Here is a 9037-nt window from a genome sequence, read left to right as displayed (position 1 = left end):
AACAGGAGGGCAGCGTGAAGTGTGAGCGGTTGGGCTGCGGTCAGAAATGCGTGCCAGTGCAGAATGGGTCTCCACAAGTTCGACTGACGCTGTCTGCGTCGTCCCCTGATCGGGACGGCCATCGCGGGCATCCTGTACCACCGCGGTGTCCCGCCTGGCGTTCGGTTGTGCGGCGACCTGGATGATTCTCGTGGTGGCCACGTCCGCCTGGTTCAGGACGCCGCGGGTCGGTGGAGCAGCATCCGGATCCGTTCGCGTCCGACCAGCAACGCCTGGCCAGCACCGGCCACCCAGTGGCTACGGGCACCCAGCCACACCACCACGGGCAGCCGCAGCACCACATACGCCAGCGCCGCCGTCCACCCCCGACCGGACGGCCACAGCAGCCGCGCCAACCGCTCGACGCTCACCGGCACGCCGCGCGCGGCCAGGTTCTCGGCACAGATCCGCAGCTGCACGTGCTGCTGCGGCCCGGCCTCGACCTGGCTGACCTGCCCGGCATGGACGCGGTAGCGCAGGCCCGGCTCGGCCAGATTCTCCAGCGTGCCGATCGCGGCGAGCTCGCTGAACAGCTTGAAGTCCTCGGCGTGCGGATACTCGGCCCGATACCGGACGCCGTGCGCCCGCAACGCGTCGGCCCGCAGCATCACCGCCGGATGGGCGATCGGCGACCCGAACACCAGATGGGCACGGCAGTCCTTGGCGCCACGCGGCGTCCGCACCAGGCCGGACGCGGCACCGAACAGCAGGTAGTCGCTGCCGCAGGCCACCAGTCCGGGGTCGCGCCGGAACCGTTCCACCTGCCGTGCCACCCGGCCCGGCAGCATCTCGTCGTCGGCGTCCAGCCGCGCGATGAACTCGCCGCGGGCCTCGTCCAGGCCGCGGTTGAGGGCACCCACCAGACCGGTGCGCTCCAGCCGCAGCACCCGCAGCCGCGGATCGGCACAATCGGCCAGCACCGCCGGCGTGGCATCAGTGGAGCCGTCGTCGACCACCAGCAGCTCGAAGTCGGCGAAGTCCTGCGCGAACACGCTCGCCAACGCGGTGGGCAGATGGTCGGCGCCGTTGTGCACCGGCATCAGCACCGTGACCAGCGGGTGGCTCACGTGAGCCGCCGGATCATCCGCCATGCCGGGCCGACCAGGATCGCGGTGGTCACCACTTCGATGACCAGGTAGCTGTAGCCGATGCCGTCCAGGCCGAACCGTCCGATGGTGAGCGCCGTGCCGGTGACCGCGACCACGGCGGTCAGGATCTGCATGGCCATCGCCAGCCGCAGCCGACGCGCCACCCGGGCCACCCCGGCGTACAGGATGCCGACCACCGACAGCGGCAGGCTCAACGCCATCAGCCGCACCAACGACTCGGTCTCGAGCGCGTACCGCTCCCCCAGCAACCCCAGCAGCAGCGGGGCCCCGAACCAGAGGAACACCGCACCCGAGACCGACAGGGCGACCAGGATGCCGGCGAACCGGGCGGTCAGCCGGCGTACATCCGCGCCCGGGCTGGAGGCCTGCGCGATGTAGGGCCCGACCACCGTGCCGAGCAGTAGCGCAAGCGCCGAGAACAGCGTCCAGGCCATGGTGAAGCAGGCGTTGAGTTCAGGGCCGAGCCGATCCACCACGATCAGCGGAATGGTCAGCGGCGCCAGCGCACCGACCACCATGATCCCGACGCTGCTGCCGAAGAACGACCACAACTCACGACGTGGGGGCAGCGACGGCATCAGCCGCGTGATCGACTCAGCCCCGCACAGCCGCCACACGACAGGCAGGTAGAGCACCACCAGCAGCAACGCCGGCGCCGCCCAGGCGATCACCAGCGACTCGCCGCCGACCAGCACCAGCAGCGCTGCCCCGGCGGCCAGACCCAGCTTGACCACCGCGTGGATGATGTTCTTGCCGGCCGCCCAGCGGGCCCGTCGCAACCCGACCAGAGTGTTGTCGAGCAGCGCGAACTGGGCCAGGGTCAGCACCAGCAGCGGGAACCCGAGCCATTCCCAGTCGTGCACGAACAGCCGCTGAGTGGGCCCCACCAGCACGAACCCGAAGCCCAGCAACAGCGCCAGACCCGCGGTCGCCAGCCCGCCCCGCAGCAGATAGTGCCGGGTGTCGCGTCCGGTGACCGGCAGGAACCGCTCGTACATGCCGCCCAGGCTGAGGTTCGACACCGTGGCCAACGCCGTCGCCGCCGACACGATCGCGGACGCCCGGCCGACCTCACCGATCGGGAAGCCGCGGGCGGCGATGGTCCAGTAGGCGAGGCCGAGCAGCGCGGTGATACCGGTGGAGGCGGTCAGCGCCAGCGCGTCCAGTTCGAGGGTGGCTCGGCCCAGCCGGGCGCGCCAGCCGCTCTCGGTCGCTGTGGTGGTGGGTGCGCTCATCGGTGGATCCCCGTCATCGCAGCGCTTCCTCGATCGCGGGCCCGGCGATGCCGGCGATGAACGCGTGGCCGGCATCGGTCAGATGGATGCGGTCCCAGGAGTACAGCTGGGGTTCGACGGCGGCTCCCGGCATCAGTCCGACCAGGTCGATCACCGGTGCGCCGAGGCGTTCGGCGTAGTCCTCGGTGATCTGCTGGAAGCTGGTCCAGTCCTGCGCCGGTGTCTGGTCGGGCACCGGTTGGGTGCCCAACACCCAGGACGCCCGCGGCACGGCCGCGGCGACCCGGTCGTGCACGGTGCGCAGATGCGCGGCGAACCGGTCCCGGTCACCGCCCTGCCAGTAGTCGTTTCCGCCCAGCGACAGCACGATGACGTCCGGATCGATGGACTCGATCAGCGGCAGCAGCGCGGGCCGGTCCAGCCAGCCGAGCCAGTCGCTGGTGCTGCTGCCCGACCAGGACAGGTTGTACACCTCGACCGAACCGTGGCCGGCGCGACCCAGCACCCCGACCACCACGCCATCGCCACGCACGGTGAGAGTGTCGGCAAGGGAGTCCACGGTGAAGCTGTGCAGTCCGGCGTCCGGGCTGGTGAAGCCGACCTGCTGGTCACCGCTGGACGCCGTGAACAACTCGCCCGGACGCTCGGCGAAGACCTGCACGACGGCGCTGTCGAAGCCGGCCGTCTGCCAGGTGACGGTGCCTCCGGCCATCGCGCCGGGCACGCCGACCTTGTTGGTGGCCGCCCACGCACCCGCCCCGGCGGTACCCGTCCGGAAGCCGAACATCTGCCCGTTGACGGACGCCGGCAGCCAGGTGCCGCCGTCCTGGGCAGCCTCGCCGCGCTCGGCTCGCAACCGGGCACCGACCAGATGCGGCCAGGTGTTCTGCAGTGCCGTCACCTGGCCCATGCCTTCGGACAGCGAATCGGACAGCACCACCAGCCGCACCGGCTTCGGCTGCCACGGACGGGTGATCGCCAACACGCCCGCGACTAAGGCCACGCCCAGCACGATGGCCAGCAGGACGAACGATGGACGGGGCAGCGCTCGGCGGTTACCACTCCCCGGCCGTGTGCGGTCGCTACTCCCCTGCGGGGTGTGGTCGCTCCGCTGATCGGGGTGATCGTTCCGCGCTGGGGTGTCGTCGTTCCACGGTGGGGTGTGGTCATTCCCCGATCGCGCATGGTCGCTCACCGGGCGGCCACCGCCGAGTGTCGGCGGACCCGGCGACGTGCCCGCAGGTAGGCGCCCGGCCCGACCAGATAGCCGCGCCGTTCCGCCCGGGTCGCCTCAACCGGGAAGGCCGCGGACTTGCCGTGGTTCTTCGCCGACCGTGAATCGAGCAGCAGCCGCAGCCCGCCCGGCAGCCGGCGCAGGACGCCGACCGCGGTGGCCGGCGAGCTCAGGAACCGCTTGGTGACAACGGCGGCCATCCCGACGCCGTAGCCGTGCAGTTGCTCGACCAAGGCGTCGTGATCGGCGCGATGGTGGTGCCGGACCAGGGCGGCCGGCCAGTACACCACGGTGCCGCCGGCCAGGTAGACGGCCTGGAAGGCGTCCAGATCCTCGCCGCCACGGGTCAGCGAGCCTGCCCCCAGCGCCTCGTCGAACCCACCCAGCTGATGCAGGGCCGCAGTCCGGAAGGCCATGTTGTTGCCGGAACCGAAACCGCCGTCGAACGGGAAGGCGATGCCCTCCGGCCCGGCCTCGGTACCCAGTGCGGTGCCGAGGCGGTCTTGACGCCAGTGCACGGCGTGCAGTCCTTTGGCGAAGCCGCCTGCCTCTTCGAAGAACAGCTGGGTCCGGGTGGCGACCTCGGCGGGCAGCACCAGGCCGGTCACGCAATCAACACCGGGGTCGGTGTCGAACACCGCCGCCAGGGTGGCGACCCAGTCGGCGGCAGGCAACGCGTCGTCATCGGTGAACGCGACGATCGGGTGGCTCGCCTGGGCCAACCCGGTGTTCCGGGCTGCGGAAAGGCCGCGGCGAGGCTCGTCCACGATGCGCAGTCGCGGGTCGCCGAGGCCGGCGAGCAACGCCGGCGTCCGCCCGGAGGCCGGGTCGTTGTCGACCACCACGATCTCGAGCTCCGTGTGGGTCTGGCCCAGCAGTGCGTCGATGGTCTCGGTGAGCCGGGGTTCGCGTCCGAGGGTGCAGACCACCACGGTCACGGCGGTGCGGGTTGTGCGCTCCGCGATGAATCCGGACGGCGCGCGCACGCTCCCGTCGGCGACGCTCCGCCGCACCAGGTCGGCGACGCCGTCGGCCGAATCAGCCCGGGCATCGACGAGGGCGGACGGCCAGCCGCCCACCGTGGCCAGCACGAACAACCGGCCTTCCGCGTTCGGCGCCAGGGTGCCGTCCACCGCGTCCTCAACGGCCCAGGTGGCGCACCGGATGGGCACGAAGCCGTCGCTCACCTGCTCCGTCACGGATGCCATGTCGCCGCCTCCTGGGTGCGGGTCCGGACGGGGGTGTAGCGGAAGACGGTCACCCCGTCGGCGTCGATCACCACGTCCCACCCGGGACGATGCCGCAGGGTTTCGCGCAGGGCGTCCAGGGTGCCGAGCGGGGCGATGCCGCGGTAGTCGGCGTAGGCGTCCATCCGCGGGCCGTACAGCGCGAAGGTGGGTGCGCTGCGGTTCTCGAGGTGGGCTTCCAGGGCCAGCAGGTAGTCGGCCGAACGCAGTCCGTCGCCCTCGTTCTGCAGCGGACGGTCGTACTCCCAGTCGTCGGTCAGCCGCCAGGCGTATGCCTCGCTGGCCCGCACCGGCCAGAACGCCGACCCGGGACTCAGGTAGGCACGACCCGGAACGCCGCGCTCCAGCAGCACCTGCGCCTGGTACTCGGCCTTGGTCACCGCGTAGTGGTAGTAGGTGGCGAAATAGGCCTGTGCCCCGGCCGCGGCCAGGATGACCAGCACCAGCCCCGCCGCGAGACGACGCCGCAGGTCACCGGCCAGCAGCCGGGTCAGCCACGGGCCGACCAGCAGCGCACAGCCGGGAATCGAGTACAGCATCACCCGCAGCAGCGCCTCGCCGCCGTAGCTCTGCGCCAACAGGATGCCGAACGGCGAGAAGGCCAGCACCGCGATGACCAGCCCGGGACCGCGACGCCAGCGCGCCCAGCGCTGCCGCACCAAGGCGGCCACCGCCAGGGCGGCGGCGAGCGCCCACAGGCCCAGGGTGGCGATCCGGTTGCTGACCCCGTGCACGGTGAGGGCCAGGCTGCCCAGGTCGGCGGCGGCACCGGTCTTGGCGTTGGCCAGCACATCCACCCCGGTGAACAGGCCGTAGGCGCTGGCGATCTCGAAGTTGGCCGCCAGTTGGGCCAGCGCCACCGCGGCGAGGACGGCGGCGAGCCGCCACGACACCCGGCCGAACACCATCAGCACGGCGATCGCACCGAGCAGCCAGAACGGGGTCAGCTGATGACTGACCACCAGCGCGGCGAACACCACCACCGCCAGCACACCGGCCACCCGGTTGGTCCGGGCCCGAACGACCAGAGCGGCGGTGACGATCGCCAGCACGTAACCGAGTGCCTGCGGCGAGAAATAGTCCTGGGCGACCCAGTTCACCACCAGCGCCACCATCGCGGCGGCCAGCGCGGACGGGGTCGAGAACCGCAGCGCCCTGCCGAGGGTGTACATGGCGAACACGCCGGCGAAGGTGACCGCCAGGGTGAACCACGAGGCGATCGCGAACGGCGACACACCGCTGGACACGCTCACCCAGCCGATCGCGGCGAAGAAGCCGGGCCAGCCCTGGTAGATGTCGAGGCCACGGTGCAGGGTGCCGGTGGTGGTGATCAGGTCGATCACGCCGAGGTGCTTATAGGCCCAGTCGACCGACGGCGCGTCCAGGGTGAGCGGCGCGGTGCCGCGCTCGATCAGGCAGGTCAGCGCCAGCGTCGTCCAGAGCAGTCCGACGTGCCGCAACCGCAACGCGACCAGGAAGGCCAGCACGGCCAGCAGCAGCGCGGCCGCGAAGGTGGGGGTGGCGACAAGCGGACCGAAGGTGGCACCGATGCGGTTGCCGGCGATTCCGGGCAGCGAGAGCAGCCAGAGCAGCAGCGACACCGCGACCATGCCCAGTGCGACTCGCGCCCAACGTCCGGACGGCAACGCGACCGCCGGCCAGGCCGGACGGCTCAGCGACATGGCGGAATAGCCCGCCGCCAACCCGGCGGCGATCGCGGTGACCAGCCTCGGCGGCCACCACCCCAGCCACAGCGACACGGTGGAGAGCAGCACGGTGACGGACGCGCTCAACGCCGGCACCAGGCCCAGCGCCGACAGTCCGGTGGACGGCAGAGCCCGCACCAGCACCAGTCCCGGCACCACCGCCCAGAACGCCACCGCAGCCCAGCCGAGGGCTGGAACCGCCAGGCCGATCAGCGTGGCCGCGGACAGCACCGAGGCAGCCCACATGCCCCACGGGCGCGGCCGCGCGGGCGGCTGCGGGCGGCGGAGGGCATGGGTCAGCACAGATGAAGTCAGAGTCATGGGAACCTTTGCTTAGGTAAGCCTAACCTACATCAGATTACTGATCTGTCCGACGCCCTCTCAGCGCCCGGACGGCCTCGCCTGTCACCGTTGGTCGAGCTTGTCGAGACCTCACCCGAGGCAGCCCGCCCCTCCGTTGGTCGAGCTTGTCGAGACCCCTCGCATAATGCGGCGCTCACGAGGGTCCGGGTTTCGACAAGCTCAACCAACAGTGCGGGTTTCGACAAGCTCAACCCACAGTGGGGCCTACTCGGTGCGGGCCGCCTCGCCGGTCTGCACCGCCCACAGCGCGGCGTAGTTGCCGCCGGCGGCGACCAGTTCGTCATGGGTGCCCGACTCCACGATGCGGCCGGCGTCCAGCACCCAGATCCGGTGCGCGTGCCGGACGGTGGAGAGCCGGTGGGCGACGACGATCGCCGTCCGGTCCTGGGTGGCGTCGCGCAGCGAGCGCTGGATGGCCGCCTCGGTCTCGTTGTCGACCGCGCTGGTCGCCTCGTCCAGCACCAGGACGGCGGGGTCGCGCAGCAACGCCCGGGCCAGTGCCAGCCGCTGCCGCTGTCCGCCGGACAAGGTGATTCCCCGCTCGCCGACCCAGCTGTCGAGGCCGTCGGGCAGCGCGTCGATGAAGTCCAGGGCGGCCGCGGCCTCCGCCGCGCTGCGGATCTCGTCGCGGCCGGCGTCCGGCTTTCCGTAGGCGATGTTGTCGGCGATGCTGCCCGAGAACAGATACACGTCCTGGGAGACGTAACCCATCGATCCGCGCAGCGAGTCCCAGTCGAGGTCGCGAATGTCGGCGCCGTCCAGCAGCACCGCGCCGGCGCGCGGATCGTCGAAGCGCAGCACCAGCCGCAGCAACGAGGACTTGCCGGCGCCGGTCGATCCGACGATCGCGTGGGTCTCCCCCGCCGGCACCACCAGGTCGATGCCGCGCAGCACGTCCGGACCGTCGACGTAGCCGGACCGGACGCCGCGCAGCTCGACCCGCCCACGGACCGGCTGCGGCAGCGAACGGCGTCCGGCGGGCACGGTGATCGGCACGTCGAGCAGCGCCAGGATGCGGCTGGTCGAGGCGCGCCCGCGTTGGTACAGGTCGAGCACCTCGGCGACCTCGGTGAGCGGCCACAGCAGCCGCTGCGTCATGAACACCAGCACCGAGTACAGGCCGATCTCGAGCTGCCCGTTCAGGGTGGCCCAGCCGCCGAGCAGCAGGGTGCAGGTGAAGCCGGCCAGGATCGCCATCCGGACCAGCGGGACGAACGCGGCCGACTGCTTGATGGCCGACAGGTTCGCCTGCCGGTAGGCGTCGGACACCTCTTCGACCCGGCGTCGTTCCCGGTCCTCGGCGGTGAACGCCTTGATCGTGGTGATCCCGGCCAGGTTCGCCGCCAGCACTCCGGACAGATCGGCGACCTTGGCCCGGACGCCGTCGTAGAGCGGCTCGAGTCGCCGCTGGAACAGCAGCGAACCGACCACGATGACCGGGATCGGCAGGAACGCCAGCAGCCACAGCTGCCACGAGGCGGCCGCGAACACGGCGCCGACCAGCAGCACATTCAGCGCGGTCTGCAGCAACGCCGGCGCCCCGACGTCGAGGAAGCGCTCGAGCTGGTTCACGTCGTCGTTGAGGGTGGCGAGCGTGCTGCCCTGCGGCCTGGCCTCGTGCCAACTCACATCGAGGTGTTGCACATGGTCGTAGGCCTCGACGCGCAATTCGTGCTCAACGCCTTGCGCCAGCCCGCGCCACAGCACGTCGGAGACATACTCCGAGGCCGACTCGATCACCCAGACCACACCGTTGATCACGGCCAGCCAGACCAGCTGCATCGGCCGCGATTCGACGCCGAGCAGCGTCCCGACCAGGGACGCGTCGCCGCGCACCACCACGTCGACGGCGGCGCCGATCAACAGTTCGGGGAACACGTCGGCGACCTTGTTCACCGTGGACGCGATGACGGCCCAGATGAAGCGTGGCCGGAAACGCCGCTGCCGTTCCCACAGCGCCCGTAACGGCGTCTGCGCGGTGTGGTTCATCTGGTCCCTCCGGTCGAGCGGCCCACCAACCTACCGACCCGCGCGTCACCGTCCGGACGCCGTCCGCCCCAACCCCCTGACCCGCAAAGCCCTCCCTAACTATCTCTGCCCTCCC

The 9037-nt window shown here is 71.1% G+C and carries 6 protein-coding genes; all 6 read right to left on the bottom strand.

Translation table 11 applies throughout. The features are described 5' to 3' along the window. Window positions 1–212: 212 nt before the first annotated feature. Window positions 213–1106, bottom strand: coding sequence for a glycosyltransferase family A protein (locus Q0066_RS10895; protein WP_298132806.1), 894 nt, complete (start codon window positions 1104–1106; stop codon window positions 213–215). Then, window positions 1103–2383 carry a hypothetical protein gene (locus tag Q0066_RS10890; RefSeq protein WP_298132804.1) on the bottom strand — a complete coding sequence of 427 codons (1281 nt, stop codon included), beginning with the start codon at window positions 2381–2383 and terminating at the stop codon, window positions 1103–1105. Before Q0066_RS10890 ends, Q0066_RS10895 begins: the two co-directional genes overlap by 4 nt. Before the next feature lie 13 nt (window positions 2384–2396). Next, window positions 2397–3386, bottom strand: a complete 990-nt coding sequence (locus tag Q0066_RS10885; protein WP_298132802.1) for an SGNH/GDSL hydrolase family protein — start codon at window positions 3384–3386, stop codon at window positions 2397–2399. Between the two features lie 188 nt (window positions 3387–3574). Beyond that, a complete protein-coding gene (locus Q0066_RS10880) occupies window positions 3575–4825 on the bottom strand; it encodes a glycosyltransferase family 2 protein (protein WP_298132799.1) in 1251 nt (416 codons plus the stop codon). After that, window positions 4813–6891 carry a hypothetical protein gene (locus Q0066_RS10875; RefSeq protein WP_298132797.1) on the bottom strand — a complete coding sequence of 693 codons (2079 nt, stop codon included), beginning with the start codon at window positions 6889–6891 and terminating at the stop codon, window positions 4813–4815. Before Q0066_RS10875 ends, Q0066_RS10880 begins: the two co-directional genes overlap by 13 nt. Before the next feature lie 246 nt (window positions 6892–7137). Further along, on the bottom strand, window positions 7138–8922 hold the full coding sequence (locus Q0066_RS10870) for an ABC transporter ATP-binding protein (protein ID WP_298132795.1): 1785 nt from the start codon (window positions 8920–8922) through the stop codon (window positions 7138–7140). Window positions 8923–9037: the final 115 nt, after the last annotated feature.

The sequence above is a fragment of the Micropruina sp. genome, assembly GCF_027492755.1.
Taxonomy (GTDB): domain Bacteria; phylum Actinomycetota; class Actinomycetes; order Propionibacteriales; family Propionibacteriaceae; genus Micropruina.
This window is presented reverse-complemented; position numbering and strand designations above follow the sequence as displayed.